Below are 23,049 nucleotides of genomic sequence, written 5' to 3' on the forward strand. Positions count from 1 at the left end.
ACGTTAATGGGGAAATTGTTAGAGGTCAATGATCTGCACATCACCTTCCATACGTATGCGGGTAAAGTGCAGGCTGTCCGAGGTGTGGACTTCCAGGTGGAAAAAGGGGAAGCCATTGGGATTGTAGGAGAGTCTGGGTGCGGAAAAAGCGTAACGGCGAAGTCCATAATGAAATTATTGGAAACACCACCGGCGCAGTATGAAAAAGGATCGATACTATTTAATGGAAAAGATCTCGTTAAAGCCAATGAAAAGGAAATGCAGAAAATTCGAGGCAATGATATCAGTATGATATTTCAAGATCCGATGACTTCGCTTAACCCGACAACCAAGATAGGCACTCAAATCATGGAGTCTATTTTAAAACATAAAGAAATCTCTCGTAAAGATGCATATGAAAGGGCCTTAGATACTTTAAAGTTGGTGGGCATCCCACAACCGGAAAAAAGGATGCAACAATATCCGCATGAGTTTTCGGGGGGGATGCGTCAGCGGGCAATGATTGCGATAGCCCTGGCCTGTGATCCACAATTATTAATTGCTGACGAGCCAACAACTGCATTGGATGTAACGATTCAAGCACAAATCTTAGAACTTATGAAAGATATTCAGCGAAGGATGGATACTTCTATTATCCTTATAACACATGATTTAGGTGTTGTTGCAGAAACCTGCGATCGCGTAATTGTAATGTATGCGGGCACGGTTGTGGAGACTGGAACGGTAGAAGCGATATTTGCAAATCCACAGCATCCCTATACAAAGGGTCTTCTCAAAACCGTGCCAAGGCTAGATATGGAAAAAACGGATCCGTTGATTCCAATCATTGGGTCTCCTCCCGATTTATTAGATCCACCAAAGGGCTGCCCCTTTTATCCAAGATGTGAATATGCAATGAAAGTATGCAAAGACCATAACCCGGAACTTGAAGAGGTGGAAGTGGGACAGACGGCAGCATGCTGGCTTCATCATCCGATGGCAAAAGCAACAAGAGATCAATCTACGACTACGGTATAAAGGAGGAGAGTCATGGTTTCACTGAAAAATGAGTCATTAAAAGAAAAAGATCTCAGCAAAAGATCTCGTCTTGTTGAAATAAAAAATTTGAAGAAGTATTTTCCTATCGGTTCCGATTCGTTGAAAGCTGTTGATGGACTGGACCTTACGATATTTGAGGGGGAGACTGTTGGTCTTGTTGGGGAGAGCGGCTGTGGTAAATCCACGGCAGGACGTACAATCACAAGACTATATGAGCCGACAGATGGAGAAGTCCTTTTTCAAGGGAAAAATATTTTTGATTATAAACAGGGGGAAATGTCGAAAGTCCGTCGAGAAATCCAAATGATTTTCCAAGATCCGTATGCATCGCTAAACCCTCGTATGAAAGTAGAGGAACTAATAGGAGAACCTCTTGCCATTCATGGGATTTTAAAAGGTAAAGAAAAAAAGAAGAGAGTAGAAGACTTGCTAAAGCTGGTTGGACTAAATCCTGAACATATCAGTCGGTTCCCACATGAATTCAGTGGCGGACAACGTCAGCGAATCGGGATTGCAAGGGCGTTAGCGCTAAATCCAAAATTCATTGTGTGTGATGAACCCATATCAGCTCTTGATGTATCCATCCAAGCCCAAGTAGTAAATTTACTCAAAGAATTGCAGAAGGAGATGGGGTTGACCTATTTATTCATCGCACACGATTTATCAATGGTAAAGTATATCTCAGACCGTATTTTAGTTATGTACTTAGGTAGGATGATGGAACTTTCGGATAGTGATTCTCTTACTAAAGACCCGCTACATCCTTATACTCAAGCGCTACTATCTGCTGTACCTATTCCGGATCCTACAGTTAAAAGGGAGCGGATTGTTTTGAAAGGTGATGTACCTAGTCCAATCAATCCACCGAGTGGGTGTGTATTCCGTACACGTTGCCCAAAAGCCATGGAAGTGTGTTCCAGTGCCATACCAGAATGGAAAGAACAAAAGCCAGGGCACTTCGTTGCTTGCCATTTATACTGGTGAATCAAATAGCAAGACCGGTTGGCCTTTGTGCAACTGGTCTTTTTTACATCCAAGGGATGAATCTCAACTAAATAGACAGAAAAGATTAAGGACTCTTATACTTAATTCTATCTTTTGGGAAATCAAACATATAAAATGTTATTATATGTAAAAATATTATTCGGTGTCTTTATGCTCTGTGAGATAAGGAGGAATAAAAGTGTATTCTACAATAAAAGCTGAAATTGTTGATCATGTTATGATAATTACACTCAATCGCCCTGAAAGAATGAATGCTTTTAATGAAAAAATGTGTCAAGAGCTGATTCAAGTCTTTGATAAAGCGGATGAAAATGATGAAGTACGGGCGATTATAATGACCGGTGCCGGAAAAGGGTATTGTTCTGGTATGGATTTGGAAAAAGGCGTGGAAACATTTATGGACCATACTCCTTTAGTGGAATATCGAGATGCTGGTGGGGTCTTGTCATTACGAATATTTGATATGAAAAAACCAATTATTGCCGCAATTAATGGTTCTGCTATCGGGATTGGAATCACTATGACTTTACCGATGGATATCCGGCTTGCTTCATCTGATGCGGAAATGAGCTTTGATTTTGCAAAGCGGGGAATTACAATGGAGGCCTGTAGTGGATGGTTCCTGCCAAGACTCGTGGGCATGGGTAAGGCAACTGAATGGGTGTTTACCGGTAGAATGATTTCCGCACGAGAAGCGTATGAAGCAAGATTAGTAAACGAAGTTGTCGAGCCTGATCAGTTGATGGCTACAGCCATGAAAATTGCCAATGAGATAGCGGTAAATACCTCTTCTATTTCTGTTACATTATCTAGGCAACTAATGTGGACGATGCTGGGGGCCAATCATCCACATGAATCACATAAAATTGAATCTAAGATGCTCCATTGGACTGGGAAGCAAGCGGATGCACAAGAAGGGATTGGAGCTTATCTGGAAAATCGGAAAGCAAAATTTACGATGAAGAGCAGTACGGATATGCCACCGTTCTATCCATGGGGTGTCGAATGAATAGGAGCAATTTCGATAATATAATGAAGTAAACAGGCTTGTTATTGTACTTTTCGGAATAATTAGGGTTTCCGTTCTTAGTGTGTTATACTTTGGTTACCATTTACTAAACTTGTTTCGTGTACCCCATCAATTTGATGGGGTTTTTTTGATTTCTATAAAAAACAACAACAAAAATGGACTCTACGAGTAGAGTCCATTATATATGATGGATATTATTATGCTTTTTGAACGTTAGTAGCTTGGGGTCCACGTTGACCTTGCTCAACTTCAAAAGTAACTGATTGACCTTCGTCTAATGATTTGAAGCCTTCGCTTTGAATAGCTGAGAAATGTACGAATACATCGTCTCCGTTTTCGCGTTCGATGAAGCCGAATCCTTTTTCTGCGTTAAACCATTTTACTTTACCTTGTTCCATTTTTGTTGCCTCCTAGTGTGAATCCACACATTGTGTTACTACCCTTGCTCAATTTTCAGAAGGAAAGTGTTTCACTTATCAATCTTCAAGAACAAAAATAATTCTTTTTAAGAATAACAGATACTGTCGGATTTTGCAATGGATATAGTATTGATCCTTTTATTTACATGGTAAATCCCGTCAATAACCTTTTTTATAATTTAATAAATTGATTTCAGGGCTTTCACCAGAAAGGAAGTTCTTTAAATTCGGTATAAAGATTTCTTCAATTAGACGTTGATCGCAAAATTCAGTATTTCCTGAAGTGTGTGGAGTCATGATGACATTATCCATCTCCCATAATCGGCTAGTTTCTGGAAGTGGTTCAGTTTCAAATACATCAAGCCCCGCACCGGCAATCTGATGAGCGTCAAGGGCTTGTATCAATTCGGTTTCAATTACGATTGGGCCACGACCAACATTAATGAAGAAAGCAGAGGACTTCATCGAGTTGAACTCATCTGTGCCGAACATATTCCTTGTTTTAGAGGTTAGAGGTAAAGTGACGATTACGTAATCACATTTAGGAAGAACATCTTGTAATTGGTCCTGTTTGAACATTTCATCCACGAATTCTTCTGGCCTACCTGACTGGCGAACTCCGATGACCGTCATCCCGAAGGCTTTGGCAATCTTCGCCGTTTCTTTACCAATTTTCCCAACCCCTATGATTCCGATAGTCTTATTGTGAATTTCCTGTTTCATATGAGCGTGATGCCAGTTTTTTTTCTGTTGTTGTTTAACATACGTATCAATTTTTCTAGTGAAAGCAAGGAGTAAGCCGAAAATAGTTTCAGAAATAGGGTAGGCATGAACTCCATTTGCCGTCGTAATCTGAACATGATCTTTTTCAAGGATATCCAGTGGCAAAGCATTTACTCCTGCACTCCATGTCTGTACCCATTTTAAATTTTTTCCTTCCCCTTGTATAATGGGTTGCTTCATTTCTGCTTTCCAACCTGCAATTATTTCAGCTTCATGAATATGATTCTTCCATATCGCTGGATTTCTCCCTATTATAATATTCCACTCCGGAATCAACTCTTTAATTTGATTCAGCAACTGTTCATTCAAGTCCTGGCTTATAATGATTTTCCGCTTATTCATTTAAATCCTCCCATCTAATTCACTTTTCTGAATTATACGTAAACTTCTTTGGGAATACAATGATAGTGCCTTTTATAGGCTATTTATATGTGAGGGAAATTTGAAGAGGAGATAAAAACTTTGATATTCACCATGATGGTTTATCACGGCGAACAAAATGTTTAAATATTCAATCGTTTACTATACAAAACGTCTAATGTAAAAAATCCGTTTAAAAAATATAATGAAAACAAGAAATATCTTTCGGATGGAATCAGAGGTCAAGAATGAAAAAGTGGGATCCAGCAACCGTAAAGAAAAAAGCGATTTATGGCTAAATACTCATACGAAATAGGGGTCGAAACATATCAGGTTCGACCTTTCTTTATAGAATAGAAAGGGGTGCAGAGGATTATGCAAGTTAAAAAAGAATTGAAGGATATACAACAAATGGACGAAAAGTATATTTGGCATAATATGAAAGGTGCTGGACCAAATCCAGGAACGATGGTAGTTGAAAAAGGTAAAGGGGCTTGGATTACTGATATTGATGGAAATCGTTATCTGGATGGAATGTCTGGTTTATGGTGTGTCAATGTAGGATATGGAAGGGAAGAACTTGCTGAAGCAGCTTATGAACAGTTAAAGGAACTTCCCTATTCTCCTTTAACGAATAGTCATATTCCAGCTATTAAACTGGCAGAAAAATTGAATGATTGGCTCGGCGGTGATTATGTAATTTTCTTTTCCAACAGTGGTTCAGAAGCGAATGAAGCAGCATTTAAGATTGCAAGGCAGTATCATCAGCAAAAAGGGGAACATGGCCGTTATAAATTCATTTCTCGTTACAGGTCCTATCATGGGAATACAATGGGGGCGTTGGCAGCAACAGGTCAGGCACAGAGAAAATATAAATACGAACCGCTTGCTCCAGGTTTTCTTCATGTGGCGCCTCCTGATTCATATCGAAATCCAGAGGACGAAAGTGGAGAGAAAAGCGCCTCTGAAATTGAACGTGCCATCACATGGGAATTGAGTGAAACTGTTGCTGCAGTTATTATGGAACCAATCATTACAGGTGGAGGTATTCTTATGCCTCCAGAGGGGTATATGAAGAAGGTTAAAGATATTTGCGATAAAAATGGCGTTTTGCTGATTTCAGATGAGGTGATTTGTGGTTTTGGTCGTACGGGTAAGAAGTTCGGTTTTATGAATTATGATGTACAGCCGGATATCATTACGATGGCAAAAGGGATTACAAGTGCCTATCTTCCTTTATCCGCAACGGCTGTCAAACGGGAAATATATGAGGCATATGTAGGTACAGAAGATTATGACCGTTTTCGGCATGTAAATACATTCGGTGGTAATCCTGCTTCTTGCGCACTCGCCTTAAAAAATATGGAAATCTATGAAAAAGAAAATTTGATTGAACGCTCGAAAGAACTAGGCCTTCGCCTTTTGCAGGATTTAGATGAAATGAAATCCCACCCTAATGTTGGTGACGTACGTGGTAAAGGCTTGTTAGTCGGAATTGAACTTGTAGAAGATAAGCAAACGAAAAAACCGATTGAATTATCCAAAATCAATAAAATTATTGCTTCTTGCAAGGAAAATGGATTGATCATCGGAAAAAATGGCGATACGGTAGCAGGTTTTAATAATGTATTGACACTAGCACCCCCGTTAAGTATCACCGAAGAGGATTATTCTTTCATCGTAACAACCTTAAAGCGAACTTTAGCTGAGTTTTAAAGATAGAAACGGAAATGTATTAAGGCGGAACAGAAGATATCTCATTCTGTTCTTTCTTTTTGTTTATTAGCCATTGGAAATGATATACTATAAAAAATATTTTGTTTAAGGGTGCTTAGCGTTAAGTTAGCTCTCTTGTAAAGTAAAGAGATACAGGCCATTTTTCTTTATTAAATTGATAGTTTGATAGCACTTCATTTGAATGGAAGGGGCTATCAACTTTTTTGGTTTAAAAAAATGGTCTTTTTGGTACATAATAAAAGTATGTAGACAAGAACTAGAAAAATGATTAACTCTCAGAAGAGGTGTGGTTCATGAACAATGAAGAAATAACGAAAAAATTAACTTTACATACGCCTGTTATTTTAGGCAGTGGGGACTTTGCAAAATATGCAGTTTTAGTACCGCTTATCGAAAAGGAGGATGGCATACACGTCCTGTTTGAAGAGCGCTCACATCAATTGAGAAGGCAACCGGGGGATATTTGTTTTCCTGGTGGAAGAATTGATCATCTTGATATGGATGAGCAGACGGCTGCCCTTCGTGAAACGTACGAAGAACTAGGTGTGGCAAAAGAGGATATATATAATGTATTTCCAATCGATTATCTTGTATCCCCTTTTGGGATGATTGTGTACCCATATGTGGGATTTATCCGAGGTGATCAACCATTGGCACCCAACCCATCTGAAGTCGAAACGGTCTTTACTGTTCCACTTTCGTTTTTCATGGAAAAGCCCCCAGAGATATATCATGTGAATTTTAAAGTCGAGCCATTAGAAAACTTTCCACACGATTTAGTTGTTGGTGGAGAGAATTATAAATGGCAACCAAGACAGACGAAAGAATATTTCTACCAATATGAAGGCCGTGTCATTTGGGGAATGACGGCAACCATACTTACCCACTTTATTAAAATTCTACGTTAGACCCTTCTAAAGCACCTTTTCTTTGTCAGTAAATCCAAATAAACTATATATATGGTAAAAAAACGGTTTTTGATGAAGAGGGGGATGAGGGATGAGATACACGATGAGACGATTGGAAATTGAACGAGAACAATCTATAGCAGAGCTTAAAAAATATAAAGTGAGCCATGAGTACTATGATGAAATAAAAGATTTGAAAAGTCGGGAAATTTATTATCTTTGCGGTCCCTGGACTAGGGAACACTTAAACTCCTTGTTAAGAAGTTCTCATGTAAACCAGCCGAGTTACTCACCCCATCGTTTTTTATATCCATGGGTTGATCTTCAGGAAGATGGAAAGCTGAAAAGCTTGTATTCCGGTAAAGGTATGGATCCTGTCGAAGTCATAGAAGCAGATATTCGAGTTCTTGAACTGTTAACGAAAGGAAGTCAATCCTTTGAGGTTAATAGTATGTCTCTTAATTGTGAACATGTCGTTCCACAATCATGGTTTAGTAAAAAAGAACCGATGAAAGGGGACTTACATCATTTATTTGCCTGTGAGCCAACTTGTAATAGTAGCCGCGGGAATTCCCCTTATCATGACTTTGTGGACTATTCCCCAGAACCTCAAGTACGAGGGATAAAAGCCGGATGTGGCAAAGCTGAAAAAGGAAAATTTGAGCCTGAATATGGAAAAGGAATCGTAGCGAGGGCCACTTTGTATTTTTTACTGCGATATGAAGGGATTATTGATCAAGAGAATATCGATATCAATCTATTATTGGACTGGCATCATCGTTTTCCGGTTAACTTATATGAAAAACATCGTAATCAGGCCATATTCGAAGTACAAGGGAATCGCAACCCATTTATCGATTTCCCCGAAATGGCAGGTGAGTGGACTTAAAAAGACGTTTGTTTTACGAACTAAAATATGTATGGACTTGATGTTAGGGTCTCTCTTGAATGTTATATTGAAAGAAGCCTACAGGACAATGAACTCAAAAAGGATTGAGCAGCTTCCACTGCCTCAATCCTTTTATTTTTTATATGGTATGAAAAGGGTTTAAAGAAACTTCACGCAAACTGGGAATGGAACTTGGATATCTTTTTGAAGTAACGTTAATTTACCATTTATATCATTTCGAGAAAACAACGTCAAGGTCCCTGATTCCTCATTAGAGGCAACAAGGAACTTCCCACTAGGATCAAGGGCGAAGTCACGTGGCCAGTGTCCTTCTGTTGAAACTAATTCAACCAAGGTTAGTTTTCCGGTTTTTTTATCGGTTTGGAAGACAGCGATGCTATCATGCCCACGATTTGCTGCATAAACGAACTCCCCATCCGCAGATATGTGGATCGCACTTCCTTGATTGTTTTCACGGAAATTTTCTGGGACTGTCCGGATGGTTTGCAATTCTGAAAAACTTCCATTTTGGGAATCGTACGCCAATACAATGACTTCAGGTGCAAGTTCTGTCATAACATAAGCGATTTTTCCATTAGGGTGGAAGGTTAGGTGTCTTGGCCCGCTTCCAGGGGTGACTGCCAAACTATTAACTTTTTCCAATACTCCATTATGTATTCCATATGTGTTTATTTGATCGATTCCAAGATCAACGACGGCAATGTATTTTTCATCAGGTGAAAAGCCTGCATAATGTGCATGTGCCTTTTCCTGACGCTCTTTGTTAGGTCCCATTCCGGTATGGCGTATCGTGGATGATACTGAAGCAGGTGTTGCGTCGGGGTTAAGTTTGTAAGCTTCGATAATCCCATCTCCGTAATTGGCTGTGACCAAAACATTTTTTTTGCTATCGATACTAATGTGGCAATAGGATCCATTAGGAGTTAGCTCCTTACCTAAGTAAGTAAGATCACCTGATCCTTCATCAATAGAGTATGCAGCAACACCGCCGCTACCGGCCTCTTTTAAGATGGCGTACAAATGTTGTTTGTCTTCACTAATCGTTACATAAGTAGGATCCTTTAATTCAGCAGCAAGGACGGGCGTTGTAATCTTCCCTTCGTTACTATCAAGTGTGAAACGATAAATGCCTTTACTGTCTCCTTTCGTATAAGTACCGATGTATCCGGTAAAGGTTTGTTTCGGATTTTCCATATTGATTCCCTCCTAGAAAGATAATGAGTTTATTTTAACATACGATGAACTCATATATCTTTCCCCGAATTTAATGGAGTTGAATCTTAATTAACAATAAAATTTTGCTGAAACAGAAAAAGGTACTCGTTTACTGAAGATTTTATATGGTTTCGATTTTTTTAAATGTACTGGCTTGGTTTGATATATGTTGAAATGATGAAACTAAAAATAAGCCTTGTGTTGTTAATTTAATTTCAGGTATAACGGGAAGCGCTAAAAAAGCAAGCGTCAGGAATGGATTAAAGTGTCTGTTGGCACCAATCTTCAATAACGCGTGATTCATTTCCTTTAAGTTGTGTAAAACTTCCGCATACGTCCCTGTACTCATTAGTCCAGCAATCGGAAGAGGTAGGGAGGCAAGAGTTTTACCATCTTGAATAATGACTAATCCTCCCTGCATTCTTTTTATTTCCTCAGCAGCTACCAGCATATCCTGGTCATTCGTACCAGCGATAATTAAGTTGTGCGAGTCATGGGAAACCGTTGTGGCGATTGCACCTGATTGTAGGCCAAGACCCTTGACGATTCCAAGGCCGATTTTTTTTGTCTTTTGATGCCGTTCTATAACAGCAAGCTTTACGTGATCCATGGAGGGGGAAAATTGAAATAGGCCATTTTGATTGAGAGCGACCGGTTCGATTATATGTTTTGTAACTAGACTGTTCGGTATGATTTCAATAAGGTTGGCAAGGGCATTGTGTAACGTTATATGAAAATCTATATCTGACAAATCTTGAAGGTGTACCGTCTGTGTTAATTCTTCCTCCAACTTGTTTTTCGGGGCTTCAGGGAAGTTCACTAACTGGCCATCTTTAGAAACTAGTTTGCCATCTTTAAAAACGGATTGAATTTGGATGGATTGGAGATCTTCGAATAATAGAAAGTCGGCTTTATATCCAGGTGCAATGGCACCATGTTCTCTTAACCCGAAGCATTCGGCGGCATTTATTGTTGCCATCTGAATCGCGGTCAGAGCGGGGATTCCTTCTTCTATGGCAATTCTGACATTGTGGTCAATGCTACCTTCAGTTACAAGATCATCTAGGTGGCGGTCATCGGTGACGAATAAACAACGGCGGGAATTTTGTTCAGTAACGGCAGGGAGCAGATTTCGTAAGTCTTTTGCTACAGTTCCCTCCCGAAGCATAAGATACATTCCTTTCCGTAGTCGGTCTCTGGCTTCCTTTGCGGTGGTGCATTCGTGATCGGTTTGGATACCGGCAGCCATATATACATTGAGTTGCTGTTCAGTAAGTCCGGCAGCGTGACCATCAATCTTTTTTTCATTCTTGTATACATCGATGATTTTTTGAATCATATCATCATCTGCATTGGATACGGCTGGGAAGTTCATCACTTCAGCTAAACCAAGCACCCGCGGATTTTTGTAAAAAGAATATAAGTCTTCACTTTTTAAAACAGCGCCCGCATCCTCGAAGTCAGTTGCCGGAACACAAGATGGCATCATAAAGTAAAAGTCGAAAGGGAGGTGATCCGATTGTTCAATCATATATTGTATCCCTTTCCTTCCTGATACATTGGCGATCTCGTGTGGGTCCGCCACGACGCAAGTTACTCCATGTAAAAGTAGAACTTTGGCCAGTTCAGAAGGCCGTACCATGGATGATTCAATATGAACATGTCCGTCTATAAATGTAGGTGATACGTATTTACCTGCGGCATTTATTTCAGAGATTCCCTCGTAATTCCCAATACCTGCAATATAACCATCTACTATAGCAACGTCGCCAGTATAAATTTCCCCATTGAATACATCAATGATTTTCCCATTTTTAATGACGTAATCAGCAGGTATTCTACCTGCTGCAACGTCCATTCTCTTTTTCATTAAGTGTGATTTCAAAGAGACCTCCTCCTCATCTGGACTTAGGCTTATTGTCAGTATTCCACTTTAACTGCTTGAGATTCCCATGTCCGGAATGGTAAATCATGGTCGGTGAAATCTATACGATGCATGGCGATGGAGCGGTTTTCCATTGGGATCGCAAGCTCTTGATAAATAAAATCGTCATCAAACCCGATTTGAGCTGCATCTTGTTTTGTACAAGAATAATAGATTGCTTTAGGTCGTGCCCAATAAAGAGCACCAATACACATCGGGCACGGCTCACAACTAGTATAGATTTCACAATCTGTAAGCTGAAAGCTGTTCAGGTTTTTACAAGCATCGCGAATAGCTTGGATTTCAGCATGTGCAGTGGGGTCAAGCGCCGTAGTGACATTATTGCAGCCTCTTCCTATAATGACCCCATCTTTTACGATCACGGCTCCGAAAGGACCACCGTTTTGTTTCTTCACATTTTCAGTAGCCAGTTGCACTGCCATTTCCATGAATTTTATATTCATCTAAAACACCCCTTCGACTTATATTTAAAAGCTGTGTTATATTACATAACATGAAATTTATATATAATATAACATATTTAGGAAATCGTTGAACGCATTTTTGAAAATAATTTTTTAAATGATTCATTCTTGAGAAATTTATTATGGAAGAAATAATAAGGGAGGTAAAAAGGATTATGTATTGCGAGTCATCTCGGTAAAATCGTGAATTCATCAACTTCTCCATTGTAGTTTTTTAAAAAGTTGTCCATCCCCGTTTACATTTATACTTTTTTGAAACTTAATGAAAATTTGTTCGTAGAATAAGTGTAAGTGAATTTAAGGAAGAGGTGTTTTTATATGGAAAAAAGGTTGGGAGATTTAAATCAGGAGCAGATAAAGGGTCCTTCTTTGTTTGGAATGATTACAAGTCCTGTGGAACAATTCGAAAGAATCAAAAGCAAGCCAAAGATTTGGGTTCCAATGCTATTGATCACTTTACTTTTTTTAATTGGTACATATTTTTTAAGTCTATCATTAGACATCAATGAATTAATTGGGGAAGAAGTTCCTTCAGGGCAAGTTGAAATTGTTAAGATGGTTACTTTGGTTACCATGGTTATTACCGGTGTTCTTTCACCAGTGATATCGGTTCTAATTTCCAGTGCTGTTTTGCTAGCAGTGGCTAAAATCGCAAATTCAGAAGTGAGTTTTAAACAAATATTTTCAATGAAGACGTTTATTTATTTAATCACAGCTATAGGACTTTTTTTAAACGGACTTATACGTTTGCTGATTGGTGGAAATCCTGAAGTGTATGTTACGAGTTTGGCAGGTTTACTGAACTCGGATTCTAAGATTTTGGGAGTCTTTGAGGTCTTTACCATCTGGGCCACTGTTTTGATGGCCATTGGTCTAAATAAAGTGGCGAACCTCTCTAAGGGAGTAGCTGTGACGATAGCTATTATTTTTTTCCTATTTCAAATAGGTATGGCGTTCATCGGTAGTTTATTCTCGGGAATTAGTGGCATGTAATGAAAAAGATATGGATCATTATAGGAGTCAGTCTACTCATTGTAATAATGGTCACTGTTAGCGTTTACCGGCAGGTTTTGGCTAAAGGACCATCGGTCTCGGTGATAGTTCCCAAAATGGAGGATATTTCTTCCACCATCATGATTCCAGGTAGTGTAGCGATGGAAAATCAACAGACGGTTTATTTCTCCACAGAAAAGGGAGAACTTAAAAAGGTTGAAGTCAAAGAAGGTCAGAAAGTGAAAAAAGGTGATCTTCTGCTGACTTATGAAAATCCTCAGTTAGAATCTGAATTAGAACAAAACAACCTATCAAAAGAATCTGCTTATTTGAAAATCAATCAGTTAAAAAGGCAGAAGGAACAACTTGAAGAAAAGGAAAAACAACTAAGTAAACAAGTTGGGGATGATAGAGCAGAAGAACAATTAAAACCAGAATTCGATCAAATTGATACGGATACAAAATTAGCAGATATTGAGTTGAAACAGGTGCTTTTGAAGGAAAAACAGTTGAATGAACAGATACGGGATCTGAAAGTGGAGAGTAAGGTGGATGGTGTCGTGCTCACCGTAAGTAAACAGGTAGAGTCCTTAGCTGTAACAGGTACGGCTGAACCTCTTATCCAAATCGGCAATCTTGGTAACTTGCTAGTTTCAGGAGTTCTTTCTGAATACGACACATTGAAAATAAAGAAAGGGCAAAGTGTGAGTTTTAGTTCTGATGCCGTTGAGGATGAGAAGTGGAAAGGAGAAATTGTGAATATACATTCCCTTCCTCAGAAAACAGATCTCAGTCAAGGGAATTCCCAGGCTGTCCAATATCCTGTAACGGCTAAACTAATAAGTGAAACGGATGTTTTAAAGCCTGGTTTTCAGCTTTTCATGGAAATTGAAACAGATAAAAAGAAGGCACTTGTACTCCCAATGGATGCGATTATCGATGAGGGTGACCGTATGTTCGTCTATATGGTGGACGGGAAATTCGTAAAAAGGAAGGAAATAAAGCCTGGTATCATTTCCAGAGAAAAAATCGAAGTAATCAAAGGCATAAACAAAAATGACCGAGTTGTTATCAATCCTTCGGAAAAGATTGAAGAAGGAATGGAAGTGACGGTTGAATGATCGAGTTAAAAGGAATAACAAAAACGTATCAATTAGGTAAAGAGGATGTCCATGTGTTGAAAAACGTGAATGTCTACATTGAAAATGGAGAGTTCGTTGCGATTATGGGACCTTCAGGCTCGGGAAAGTCCACATTGATGAATATAATCGGATGTTTAGATCAAGCAACAACTGGAGAGTATTGGCTTTCGGGTCAAAATATCTCTGGTTATTCAGAAGACGAATTGGCTAGGGTCCGAAATACTTCCATAGGATTCGTTTTTCAACAATTTCAATTATTACCAAGACTAGTTGCTTGGAAGAATGTTGAGTTACCGATGATTTATGCCGGCGTTTCAAAAAAAGAACGTCAATTCCGTTCAGAAGAAGCATTAAAGAAGGTGGGACTTGAAGACCGAATGAGTCATCTACCGAATGCTCTTTCTGGAGGGCAAAAACAGCGTGTTGCTATTGCACGCTCCATTGTCACACAACCCCAATTAATTTTAGCGGATGAACCAACTGGTGCACTAGATTCAATCACAAGTGTGGCGATAATGGAACAATTCAGGAAGTTGAATGAAGAGGGAGTCACAATTGTTGTGGTAACACATGAAGCCGAAATTGCCGAATACGCTTCTAGGACCATATTTGTACGCGACGGTGAAATTCTTCCTGCTACCCTCATAGAAAGAGGGGAGGATTAATGAGTGTATTCGAAAATGTCACGATGGCTTTGAGTTCTCTAAAAGCTCATAAATTGCGTTCTATGTTAACGATGTTGGGCATCATAATTGGAGTAGCCGCTGTCATTATCGTAGTTGCAATAGGGCAAGGTGGGGAAGCGATGCTGAAATCGGAAATTGTAGGTCCGGGTAATACGGTTGAATTATTTTATCAGCCCTCAGAGGAAGAAATGCAGTCGAATCCGAATATTATCTATGAAGCTGCTTTTAATCAGGAAGATATCCGAATACTTGAAAATCTTAACGGTGTTAAACGGGTGGTTGCTTCAAGTTCAGAGTTTACAAAAGTTAGCCACAAACAGGAATCCATCGATAGTTCTGTGGTAGGCATAAATGATGCCTTTCTGGATTTAAATAGACTTAATGTGGCCAGTGGAAGAAATTTCACTTCTGCTGACTTTTTGGGTGGAGCGCGAGTTGCCATTGCAAGCCATACGATGCAAGAGGATTTATTTGATGGGAAATCACCAATTGGACAAGTCATTCGGATTGGAACGCAACCCGTTGAAATTATTGGAGTAATGGAAAAATCAACAGGGCTCCTTGCTTTTGATACAGTGCAATTGTATATGCCATCTAATACATGGAAAACGGTCTTCAGTAAAAATGATGTGACCTCTATTCTGTTGCAGGCAGAAAATACTGATCAATTGAACACTATCGGTAAAAAAGCCTCTGCCAAACTTAATTCTATTCACAATGCAGGGGAATCATATCAAGTTATAAATATGGAAGAAATCGCTTCGGCAATTGGTCAAATTACCAGGATCATGACTTTGATAATCGGTTCTGTTGCAGGCATTTCGCTCGTCGTGGGGGGGATTGGTGTAATGAATATCATGCTTGTATCCGTTACGGAACGGACTAGAGAGATTGGCATTCGTTTGGCGCTAGGAGCCACAAGGAGACAGATACTAACTCAATTTTTAATTGAATCGATCATCTTAACACTGATTGGTGGATTGTTGGGCATCGTTTTAGGGTGGATCGTTGTCACGCTAATTTCTCTTTTTGCGGGGCTTCCCTCTCTTATTTCTTGGCAGGTTGTCCTTGGCGGTGTAGCCTTTTCCATGACAATAGGCATTGTTTTCGGAATTTTACCGGCGAATAAGGCTTCCAAAATGAATCCGATTGAATCCTTGCGATATGAATAAGCATCTCGAAACTTGTACGTACTTGAGTACAGGTTTTTTTTCTTCTTTTCTCCTATCATGCTATTATTATGGTATACAATTATACCGGTAGGCTAATCTCCGTGTTGCACATGAATTGAAAAAACAACAAAACATTTTGTAATTGAAGGTAGTAACATAGTTTTAGTTCTATTTTCCTTGCAGTAGATAAAACGTAATAAATCGAAAATATTTTTAAGATTTTGGGGGAGATTGTGTGATGAAGACTATACGACAACTAGATAACCTTAATGAAATAGATAGTATTCTTAAGCAAATGGTTCGAAATTCTTATGAAGAGGCAAGGGAAGAAGGAGAATTGTTATGTATGGAATGTGGAGACGTAGATTTATATATTGCAGCTTCGAACCATGCACGGCTACAGGATGCGATTAATATGAATTTTCGAATTGATGAGTCCGGTGAAATCATCGAACACGAAGAATATCAGCAACTTATGGATGAGCTTTCTGAGTACTTTCTGGAATTACATAAGGATAGTGAATTATTTGATTTCTTTCCTGCGGGTTCTTATGAAGTTAAAGGTGATGAGCGAGAGTCAGAAACAGATATGCTAGGTCCAAAGGGTTTATTTTCAGCACCATTTGAGGATTCTATTATAAAGGAATAAATGGTGAGAACAAGGAGTCTGAAGGGGTATAAAAAGGAGAGGCAGAAACGATTTATTATTTCTGCCTCTTCTTTTTCCATTACTTTACTAGAAAAAGATCTATTTAGAGCAGCACTCCTTCATTTAGTCTAATAACGTGTTGTTCTGTACGAAATATGATAAAATTCGACTTTATTAAAAATGAATAAGGTAGAAAAAATAACAAATATAAGTTTTTATGGAAATTATATGAAGAATTGGATATAATAAAAAGTGTTATAGTAAATGAATTTTTTTAGAATTAATAGTTTGATATAACTTTCAGAAGAGTTCTCTCTTAAGAAAATTATACATAGGTATAGAATGAAGTAAACTAAGATGGCCGGTATCAAAATTATTGCATTTTTCGCATTTTAATTCAGATTATTTGGACTATTTTTGTTTTTTTTTGAAAAATGTTGCAGGCTAGGGAGGATTAGTTATGATAGTTTTTGATCAGGTTAATAAGTATTTTGGTGATTTTCATGTATTGAAAGATATTAATCTAACAATTAATAAGGGAGAAGTGGTCGTAGTAATCGGTCCATCTGGATCAGGAAAAAGTACGCTTCTTCGTTGTATTAATCGCTTAGAAACCATATCGGAAGGTTCGCTGTCCATCAATGAGATGAATGTTGCGGATAAAAAAACAGACATTAATAAGTTGCGCCAAAACATCGGTATGGTTTTCCAACATTTTCATCTTTACCCTCATAAAACCGTATTGGAAAATATTATGTTGGCACCTAAGAAGGTTTTAGGACAAACGAATGCGCAAGCGGAAAAAATTGCCCAAAAGTATTTGGAAAAAGTCGGGATCTCGGATAAGGCGAATTCTTATCCTTCACAGCTTTCCGGTGGACAGCAGCAACGTGTTGCCATTGCCAGAGGACTGGCAATGGGACCAGAAATCATGTTGTTTGATGAACCTACCTCAGCCTTGGATCCAGAAATGATCGGCGAGGTACTTGATGTGATGAAAAAGCTTGCTCTAGAAGGAATGACGATGGTCGTGGTCACACACGAAATGGGATTTGCCCGTGAAGTGGCGGACCGAATCGTATTCATGGATGAGGGCAGGATTTTGGAGGAGGCAATACCGGCTGATTTTTACGAAAACCCTCACGAAGAGAGGGCGCGTCTATTTCTCAGCCGTATATTAAATCATTAAATAAAAAATAGGGGGGATTTACATGTTGAAGAAAAAGAGATGGTTACAATTATCATTGCTTTCAGTACTGGCTGTCATACTATTAGCAGGTTGTGGCGGGGAAAAGGATTCTGATGAAGGTAAAGATGGTGGAAGCGGGAACAAAGATAAAGATATTCTAACTCAAATTAAGGATAACGATAAAATCGTATTCGGGGTAAAGAATGATACGCGTCTGTTTGGATTGAAAAACCCAAATACAAAAGAGGTAGAAGGATTTGACATCGACATTGCGAAAGCACTTGCAGCGGAGATCCTTGGTGATGAAGAAAAAGTATTATTCAAAGAAGTAACGTCTAAAACAAGAATGCCTTTATTGAACAATGGGGATATCGATGCGATTGTTGCGACTATGACCATTACGGAAGAACGTAAAAAAGAAGTTGACTTTACTGATGTCTATTTCGATGCTGGACAATCATTACTTGTTAAAAAAGGAAGTGACATCAAAGGTATTGATAATTTAAAAGGTAAAAAGGTATTGGCTGTAAAAGGCTCTACCTCAGCCATAAATATCCGCGAAAAAGCTCCCGAAGCAAATGTTTTGGAATTCGAAAATTATTCGGAAGCATTCGCAGCACTTAAATCAGGTCAAGGTGATGCATTGACGACAGATGATTCCATACTTTATGGTATGGCTGATGAAGATCCAAATTACGAACTTGTTGGCGGCACATTTACGGATGAGCCATATGGAATTGCAGTTAAAAAAGGAAATGAAAAATTTGTAGATGAATTGAACAAAGCTCTTAAATCAATTAAAGACTCCGGGAAATATGATGAAATTCATGATAAGTGGATTAAGCAATAACGTATTCATTTACATGTGGTAAGAAGAAATTGGATTTTTACTTATCTACTAAAAGAATAATATTTGGATCTGTCAGGATGAGCAATTTGCTCATCCTGATTAGTTAGAGGAGAGTGGATGTCTTGCTTGATTTCTCCATTTTGACAGAGAATTTAGATATGTATTTAATGGGTTTTAAAAATACAATCATATCTAGTTTAATTGCTTTAGTATCAAGCTTAATCCTTGGTGTGCTTATTGCTATCATGAGAATCGCTCCGATTAAGCCTCTGAATTGGCTTGGGACCGCATATGTGGAGTTCATACGGAATATACCCTTATTGATCATCACATTTTTCTTTTTCCTTGGCCTGAAATTAAGTGGGTTATATGCAGGTACGTTAGCCTTGACTATATACACATCATCATTTATTGCGGAAGCCATTAGAGCCGGCATTCTTTCGGTATCGAAAGGACAAATGGAAGCAGCCCGTTCTTCAGGACTGACATATGGACAGGCGATGAGATTCATCATCTTGCCACAAGCCGTGAAAATTGTCATTCCCCCTCTTGGGAACCAATTCATCAATCTCGTTAAAAATTCTTCCATTTTAGCAGTCGTTGCTGGATTAGATCTTATGTATCACGGTGATTTAATATCCTCAAGAACCTTTGTAGTGTTCGATGTTTACATTTTCGTAGCAGCGTTTTATTTAATTCTTACCATTCCTTTAAGCCTTGGCGTTGGTTATTTAGAAAAACGTCTAGCTAAGAGTAATTAAGGGAGGTATAAGACATGGATTTTTTAGGAGCATACACACCAGATCATTTAAAGTTTTTATTAGAAGGTTTTTGGGTAACGATTCAGGTGGCTTTTGTATCTATCATTTTAAGTTTTATCATCGGGGGACTAGTCGGCATTTTACGTTATGCAAAGATACCAGTTGTATCACAAATTTTAGCTGTCGGCGTTGAAACCATCCGTAATTTACCATTGTTGTTAATCATTCTTTTTACATATTTAGCGTTGCCTGAAGTAGGAATTAAGTTGGAAATTATTCCAGCTGCGATTGTTGCTTTGACCGTTTTTGAATCAGCCATGATATCCGAAGTAATACGAAGTGGGTTGAAATCAGTTGATAAAGGACAAATGGAGGCAGCTCGTTCATCTGGTTTAAGTTATGTGCAAGCTTTGATACATATCATACTTCCACAGGCACTACGCCGAATGGTCCCACCTCTAGTGAGCCAATTCATCTCTCTATTGAAAGACACCTCATTAGCGGTAGTGATTTCTTTGCCAGAATTGACCCATCAAGGGCAAATCATCTATGGGCAAGGTCAAAATTTCTTGATTCCAATTTTAATTTTAGTAGCCCTAATGTATTTTGCCGTTAATTTTAGCTTATCTTTAGTGGCCAGGAGACTAGAATTAAAACGTACTTAAATCCTCCGACTCATATTTGAGTCGGAGTTTTTATCATATCTCAGCTATTTTTTCTTTCTATTCCATAGGAGGGGACTCGTAATGAGCGATAATTTGAATCATATGCATTTCAAAATCGTATATATATGAAGAGGAAAGAAGGTGAAAAAGCTGTCTGAAATTAAGCGTACCAATAGCAAAGCACTAGCCTCTTTAATCCTAGGAATTCTATCCCTTCTCATTCCCTTTATCGGAGTTATATTAGGGATAATAGGTCTGATTTTTGCTTCAAATGGTACAAAAGAAATTGTACATTCGGGAGAGCCTGGTATCAATTTGGCGACAGCAGGAAAAGTATGCAGTATTATGGGGATCATTTTTAATATGATCATAGTCCTTATTATCCTCTTATTTTCTATTCCTTCATAAAATAGCGATAATTCTACTTATCTAATTTGAAAATATGAAGATAAAGGAAATACTTCATAAGGATTATTTTGGGAAAATATGTTATGATTGACATGAACTAAATATTAAGGGGGGATGTTGTTTTTGTCCAATCAGATATTTAAGTATCCTGCTGTTTTTTATTATGAAAAGCACCCTTTAATCATGGATTCATTTTCAATTCAAGTGTGTTTTCCTGATTTTAAGAGAAAGGGTTTCACATCTTCCGTTAGCGGAAGAGATAGGGGCGACGCTCTAGCTTGTGCTCAAGAACTATTGTGTTCGATGGTCGAACATTTTATCCATTCAAAGAAACTAATCCCTGATGCAACTAAAATGGAAAAAGTGAATGTAGATCGAGGAATTAATATTTGCGAGGCTGACCCATTTCGCATTGAAATTGAACATATTACTTATGAAAAAGAAAGACAAAGTCTTACCCTACGAAGAGGATAAGGCTTTTTTTCTGTGTGAAAAAGGGATTTCTGTATTTAATCTACGGTTATGGAAAGTATAATGACAATTCATTTTGAATGGCAGAGGTTCTTTTTGAACGTACCTCCGAAAGGGTAGTAGAGCTTCGCACTTTAACGGTTTCAAATGGCGAGCATTTAGGAATAAGATGTATGAGGGGTTATTTAAATAGGCTATCATGCCTGTCTTTCTTCGAATTTATTGAAAAATGGTAATTACTTCGTTTAATCATTCTTAGGTAGAAAAGTATTCATTTCCACTGGGAGACCAAGAAATTATAGCTTAGTTTTGTCATATTAACTTGATGCATCAATGGTGTTATTGATACTAGCCGATTTATATAGAGAATAGAAACAATTATTTTTATTTTTGAAAGGATATTGAGTTCTTTATAACGAATATGTATAGTGTAGATAATATAGGTAAAAAGTATCAATAATATGGAGGTGTATTAGTGAAGTATTATATAGCATCGGATGAAAAAAATATAAAGCAAGTTAAATCATTAATAAAGAAATTGAATGCAAAGGGGTTCTCATGTGTAAATGAGTGGAATCTTTTTGACAAGAATGGTAATAAAGAAACCACTAATAGTTTAGGGGATTATGAAAAGGAAGGAATAGATGAAGCGGATTTTATGTTAATCTTTCTTACTGCGGGAAAGGGAAACCTTTATGAACTAGGATATGCCCTTTCTTTAAATAAAAAAATAGTTGTGTATTCGCCTGAAAAAGAGAATTATCATATTAACAAAAAATCAATATTCCATAATATCCCTGGTGCCATCATCTGCAGCGGGACTTTATATAAGTTGGTGAAATTAATTCAATCACTTGCCCCAGCAGAACAAGATGATCCAAGTCCTATGAATTCTTAATAATGTCTTTTGTATAAACAGTTGAATATACCCCCAAAAAAATAAAAATCAAAACGTAATGTTTAGTATATAAAAATATCGGGTATAGGTTACTAAAAAAGGGAGGAAGTTTATTTGGCTACTATAGACATTGATAAGTTATTACTAGCTACTGAAGAAATGGCCGAAGAATCAATTCCAGTTCATCTCTATACATTTGACATTGATAAGTTATTAGATAAGACGGATAATTGGTAAAGAAAAGCATGCCGCAATGGATATGCTTTTTTCTTTTGTAAATAAGTTTAACCTGATTACCAATATTACAAGAGTAAGTAATCAGGCATGTGAGAATAGAATGAATAGTAGTGGAAATTAAAAAACGCGGCCCTTTACAAATCCTAAAATAACAAACATGGAGATAGTTCCGACAACAAAAACTGATTCAATAATCGTTAAGAGAAGTCCATCATACATCTGTATTTCCTCCTTATATGTAGTGTGTGATCATGCTTAAATCAACATCTGTTTATTTGTAAATTATAACATGAAATTCATAAATTTAGTTGGGGAAAAGTGTCTAAATGTATAAAAATGTATCATTCTACTAGTCATTGGATTTTTAGTTTATCACTGCTAAGAGTTTTTATCCCTCACAGTTCTTTGTTCTTAAAGTTCTACATAGTTCTAACGCCTCTTTAAGAATGGAGGTTAAATTTCATGTTTTTTATACATACTTATTTAGAAGCATACAGGAAATTGGGCACCGTAAGAGGGCAAATGACATATAATGAAGAAGGAATGTAGGAGGTGAAAAGTGCTTGTCTCGCAAAGTGGAGGATTACCTCGAACAAGGAATTTATGGAACAAAAGAAATCAAGCCGGGTGAACGCAGGGAGTTTCTTGGGACGTTACGGGAAAGAGTCATTATCGTATTAACAAAATCACAAGTCTTTGAAAACAATATATATCCAGAAATAGAAAATAGGATGAAACAATATCCACGGGCTAATTTACTTCTGAATGGTCAAATGGATTATCAGTACTTAGGGAAATACATTAAATTATCTAATCAATATAAGATTCCGTACAAGATTGTTTTAAATAAGGAATACAATTCCGATTTAGGTCTGGTATTGGCCGAAAAAAATGCTATTGATAAAGGGAATATTTATATTGAGAAAGAGAAAGAAAAGAGTAAACCTAAAACTGTTAAGAAGAATAGTTTGAAAGCAAGGATTAAGAGATATGTAAAAAAAGTACTAAAGAAATCACGATAAGAGCAATCTAGCGAAGGTATGGGAATAGTGTATGGAAAAAAACCTCAGAAAGAGGGACCAATAATGGGCCCTCACTTCTTAGAACATATATA

25 protein-coding genes are annotated in these 23,049 nt (G+C 37.9%); 20 read left to right on the forward strand and 5 right to left on the reverse strand.

Translation table 11 applies throughout. The features are described from left to right. Positions 1-6 precede the first annotated feature (6 nt). The 3 genes from ACIQXH_RS06300 to ACIQXH_RS06310 all read left to right on the forward strand — a co-directional run bounded on the left by ACIQXH_RS06300 (position 7) and on the right by ACIQXH_RS06310 (position 3,052). On the forward strand, positions 7-1,017 hold the full coding sequence (locus ACIQXH_RS06300; protein ID WP_402868665.1) for an ABC transporter ATP-binding protein: 1,011 nt from the start codon (positions 7-9) through the stop codon (positions 1,015-1,017). A 12-nt stretch (positions 1,018-1,029) separates the two neighbouring features. Continuing rightward, complete coding sequence (locus tag ACIQXH_RS06305) at positions 1,030-2,022, forward strand: ABC transporter ATP-binding protein (RefSeq protein ID WP_402868663.1); 993 nt, start codon at positions 1,030-1,032, stop codon at positions 2,020-2,022. Positions 2,023-2,221: 199 nt separating this feature from the next. Then, positions 2,222-3,052: an enoyl-CoA hydratase-related protein gene (locus ACIQXH_RS06310; RefSeq protein WP_402868662.1), complete on the forward strand. Its 831-nt coding sequence runs from the start codon at positions 2,222-2,224 to the stop codon at positions 3,050-3,052. Between the two features lie 218 nt (positions 3,053-3,270). On the opposite strand, the gene ACIQXH_RS06315 is transcribed toward ACIQXH_RS06310, so the two are convergent. Next, positions 3,271-3,471 (reverse strand): cold-shock protein, encoded by a 201-nt coding sequence (locus ACIQXH_RS06315; protein ID WP_071349777.1) that lies wholly within the window; start codon positions 3,469-3,471, stop codon positions 3,271-3,273. 180 nt (positions 3,472-3,651) lie between these two features. After that, entirely contained in the window at positions 3,652-4,617 is a 966-nt protein-coding gene (locus ACIQXH_RS06320) for a D-2-hydroxyacid dehydrogenase (protein ID WP_403122754.1), read from the reverse strand. A gap of 393 nt (positions 4,618-5,010) precedes the next feature. On the opposite strand from ACIQXH_RS06320, the gene ACIQXH_RS06325 reads away from it, so the two are divergent. From ACIQXH_RS06325 to ACIQXH_RS06335, 3 genes are all read left to right on the forward strand, one after another. Next, positions 5,011-6,351: an aspartate aminotransferase family protein gene (locus ACIQXH_RS06325; RefSeq protein ID WP_403122756.1), complete on the forward strand. Its 1,341-nt coding sequence runs from the start codon at positions 5,011-5,013 to the stop codon at positions 6,349-6,351. A gap of 314 nt (positions 6,352-6,665) precedes the next feature. Beyond that, positions 6,666-7,280, forward strand: coding sequence for an NUDIX hydrolase (locus ACIQXH_RS06330; RefSeq protein WP_402868655.1), 615 nt, complete (start codon positions 6,666-6,668; stop codon positions 7,278-7,280). 91 nt (positions 7,281-7,371) lie between these two features. Next, entirely contained in the window at positions 7,372-8,169 is a 798-nt protein-coding gene (locus ACIQXH_RS06335; RefSeq protein ID WP_403122760.1) for an endonuclease I family protein, read from the forward strand. Between the two features lie 159 nt (positions 8,170-8,328). Here the strand turns inward: ACIQXH_RS06335 and ACIQXH_RS06340 are convergent, their stop codons facing one another. The 3 genes from ACIQXH_RS06340 to ACIQXH_RS06350 form a co-directional block, all read right to left on the reverse strand. Beyond that, positions 8,329-9,390 (reverse strand): lactonase family protein, encoded by a 1,062-nt coding sequence (locus ACIQXH_RS06340; protein ID WP_402869853.1) that lies wholly within the window; start codon positions 9,388-9,390, stop codon positions 8,329-8,331. A gap of 136 nt (positions 9,391-9,526) precedes the next feature. Beyond that, entirely contained in the window at positions 9,527-11,290 is a 1,764-nt protein-coding gene (gene ade / locus ACIQXH_RS06345) for an adenine deaminase (protein WP_403122761.1), read from the reverse strand. A gap of 35 nt (positions 11,291-11,325) precedes the next feature. Beyond that, positions 11,326-11,793, reverse strand: coding sequence for a nucleoside deaminase (locus tag ACIQXH_RS06350; RefSeq protein WP_402958745.1), 468 nt, complete (start codon positions 11,791-11,793; stop codon positions 11,326-11,328). A gap of 339 nt (positions 11,794-12,132) precedes the next feature. Here ACIQXH_RS06350 and yknW point away from each other — a divergent pair, with 339 nt between their 5' ends. The 14 genes from yknW to ACIQXH_RS06420 all read left to right on the forward strand — a co-directional run bounded on the left by yknW (position 12,133) and on the right by ACIQXH_RS06420 (position 22,957). Beyond that, complete coding sequence (gene yknW / locus ACIQXH_RS06355) at positions 12,133-12,807, forward strand: YknW family membrane protein (RefSeq protein WP_402868649.1); 675 nt, start codon at positions 12,133-12,135, stop codon at positions 12,805-12,807. After that, complete coding sequence (locus ACIQXH_RS06360) at positions 12,807-13,928, forward strand: efflux RND transporter periplasmic adaptor subunit (protein ID WP_403122764.1); 1,122 nt, start codon at positions 12,807-12,809, stop codon at positions 13,926-13,928. Before yknW ends, ACIQXH_RS06360 begins: the two co-directional genes overlap by 1 nt. Then, on the forward strand, positions 13,925-14,614 hold the full coding sequence (locus ACIQXH_RS06365; RefSeq protein WP_402868646.1) for an ABC transporter ATP-binding protein: 690 nt from the start codon (positions 13,925-13,927) through the stop codon (positions 14,612-14,614). The genes ACIQXH_RS06360 and ACIQXH_RS06365 overlap by 4 nt, the downstream gene beginning before the upstream one ends. After that, positions 14,614-15,807, forward strand: a complete 1,194-nt coding sequence (locus ACIQXH_RS06370) for an ABC transporter permease (RefSeq protein ID WP_402868645.1) — start codon at positions 14,614-14,616, stop codon at positions 15,805-15,807. Before ACIQXH_RS06365 ends, ACIQXH_RS06370 begins: the two co-directional genes overlap by 1 nt. A gap of 238 nt (positions 15,808-16,045) precedes the next feature. Then, complete coding sequence (locus tag ACIQXH_RS06375) at positions 16,046-16,456, forward strand: hypothetical protein (protein ID WP_402869851.1); 411 nt, start codon at positions 16,046-16,048, stop codon at positions 16,454-16,456. 460 nt (positions 16,457-16,916) lie between these two features. Continuing rightward, positions 16,917-17,645, forward strand: coding sequence for an amino acid ABC transporter ATP-binding protein (locus tag ACIQXH_RS06380; protein WP_402868643.1), 729 nt, complete (start codon positions 16,917-16,919; stop codon positions 17,643-17,645). 22 nt (positions 17,646-17,667) lie between these two features. Then, complete coding sequence (locus ACIQXH_RS06385) at positions 17,668-18,495, forward strand: transporter substrate-binding domain-containing protein (protein WP_402868641.1); 828 nt, start codon at positions 17,668-17,670, stop codon at positions 18,493-18,495. A 122-nt stretch (positions 18,496-18,617) separates the two neighbouring features. After that, positions 18,618-19,256, forward strand: a complete 639-nt coding sequence (locus ACIQXH_RS06390) for an amino acid ABC transporter permease (protein ID WP_402958753.1) — start codon at positions 18,618-18,620, stop codon at positions 19,254-19,256. A 14-nt stretch (positions 19,257-19,270) separates the two neighbouring features. Beyond that, positions 19,271-19,921, forward strand: coding sequence for an amino acid ABC transporter permease (locus ACIQXH_RS06395; protein ID WP_402868637.1), 651 nt, complete (start codon positions 19,271-19,273; stop codon positions 19,919-19,921). 141 nt (positions 19,922-20,062) lie between these two features. Next, positions 20,063-20,329: a DUF4190 domain-containing protein gene (locus ACIQXH_RS06400; RefSeq protein WP_402868635.1), complete on the forward strand. Its 267-nt coding sequence runs from the start codon at positions 20,063-20,065 to the stop codon at positions 20,327-20,329. A gap of 123 nt (positions 20,330-20,452) precedes the next feature. Beyond that, positions 20,453-20,803, forward strand: a complete 351-nt coding sequence (locus tag ACIQXH_RS06405; protein WP_402988520.1) for a hypothetical protein — start codon at positions 20,453-20,455, stop codon at positions 20,801-20,803. 472 nt (positions 20,804-21,275) lie between these two features. After that, entirely contained in the window at positions 21,276-21,698 is a 423-nt protein-coding gene (locus ACIQXH_RS06410) for a nucleoside 2-deoxyribosyltransferase (protein WP_402868631.1), read from the forward strand. Between the two features lie 114 nt (positions 21,699-21,812). Continuing rightward, positions 21,813-21,935 (forward strand): hypothetical protein, encoded by a 123-nt coding sequence (locus ACIQXH_RS06415; RefSeq protein ID WP_402868629.1) that lies wholly within the window; start codon positions 21,813-21,815, stop codon positions 21,933-21,935. Positions 21,936-22,498: 563 nt separating this feature from the next. Next, positions 22,499-22,957 carry a YueI family protein gene (locus ACIQXH_RS06420; RefSeq protein WP_403122767.1) on the forward strand — a complete coding sequence of 153 codons (459 nt, stop codon included), beginning with the start codon at positions 22,499-22,501 and terminating at the stop codon, positions 22,955-22,957. Positions 22,958-23,049 lie beyond the last annotated feature (92 nt).

It is taken from the genome of Peribacillus sp. NPDC097225 (assembly GCF_044761955.1).
Taxonomy (GTDB): Bacteria; Bacillota; Bacilli; order Bacillales; family DSM-1321; genus Peribacillus.

What these genes read in the sequence shown, in the direction of transcription:
- ACIQXH_RS06300 (WP_402868665.1), top strand. Translation starts at nt 7, where the DNA reads ATGGGGAAATTGTTAGAGGTCAATGATCTGCACATCACCTTCCATACG.
- ACIQXH_RS06305 (WP_402868663.1), top strand. Translation starts at nt 1,030, where the DNA reads ATGGTTTCACTGAAAAATGAGTCATTAAAAGAAAAAGATCTCAGCAAA.
- ACIQXH_RS06315 (WP_071349777.1), bottom strand. Translation starts at nt 3,471, where the DNA reads ATGGAACAAGGTAAAGTAAAATGGTTTAACGCAGAAAAAGGATTCGGC.
- ACIQXH_RS06320 (WP_403122754.1), bottom strand. Translation starts at nt 4,617, where the DNA reads ATGAATAAGCGGAAAATCATTATAAGCCAGGACTTGAATGAACAGTTG.
- ACIQXH_RS06325 (WP_403122756.1), top strand. Translation starts at nt 5,011, where the DNA reads ATGCAAGTTAAAAAAGAATTGAAGGATATACAACAAATGGACGAAAAG.
- ACIQXH_RS06330 (WP_402868655.1), top strand. Translation starts at nt 6,666, where the DNA reads ATGAACAATGAAGAAATAACGAAAAAATTAACTTTACATACGCCTGTT.
- ACIQXH_RS06335 (WP_403122760.1), top strand. Translation starts at nt 7,372, where the DNA reads ATGAGATACACGATGAGACGATTGGAAATTGAACGAGAACAATCTATA.
- ACIQXH_RS06350 (WP_402958745.1), bottom strand. Translation starts at nt 11,793, where the DNA reads ATGAATATAAAATTCATGGAAATGGCAGTGCAACTGGCTACTGAAAAT.
- yknW (WP_402868649.1), top strand. Translation starts at nt 12,133, where the DNA reads ATGGAAAAAAGGTTGGGAGATTTAAATCAGGAGCAGATAAAGGGTCCT.
- ACIQXH_RS06360 (WP_403122764.1), top strand. Translation starts at nt 12,807, where the DNA reads ATGAAAAAGATATGGATCATTATAGGAGTCAGTCTACTCATTGTAATA.
- ACIQXH_RS06365 (WP_402868646.1), top strand. Translation starts at nt 13,925, where the DNA reads ATGATCGAGTTAAAAGGAATAACAAAAACGTATCAATTAGGTAAAGAG.
- ACIQXH_RS06370 (WP_402868645.1), top strand. Translation starts at nt 14,614, where the DNA reads ATGAGTGTATTCGAAAATGTCACGATGGCTTTGAGTTCTCTAAAAGCT.
- ACIQXH_RS06375 (WP_402869851.1), top strand. Translation starts at nt 16,046, where the DNA reads ATGAAGACTATACGACAACTAGATAACCTTAATGAAATAGATAGTATT.
- ACIQXH_RS06380 (WP_402868643.1), top strand. Translation starts at nt 16,917, where the DNA reads ATGATAGTTTTTGATCAGGTTAATAAGTATTTTGGTGATTTTCATGTA.
- ACIQXH_RS06385 (WP_402868641.1), top strand. Translation starts at nt 17,668, where the DNA reads ATGTTGAAGAAAAAGAGATGGTTACAATTATCATTGCTTTCAGTACTG.
- ACIQXH_RS06395 (WP_402868637.1), top strand. Translation starts at nt 19,271, where the DNA reads ATGGATTTTTTAGGAGCATACACACCAGATCATTTAAAGTTTTTATTA.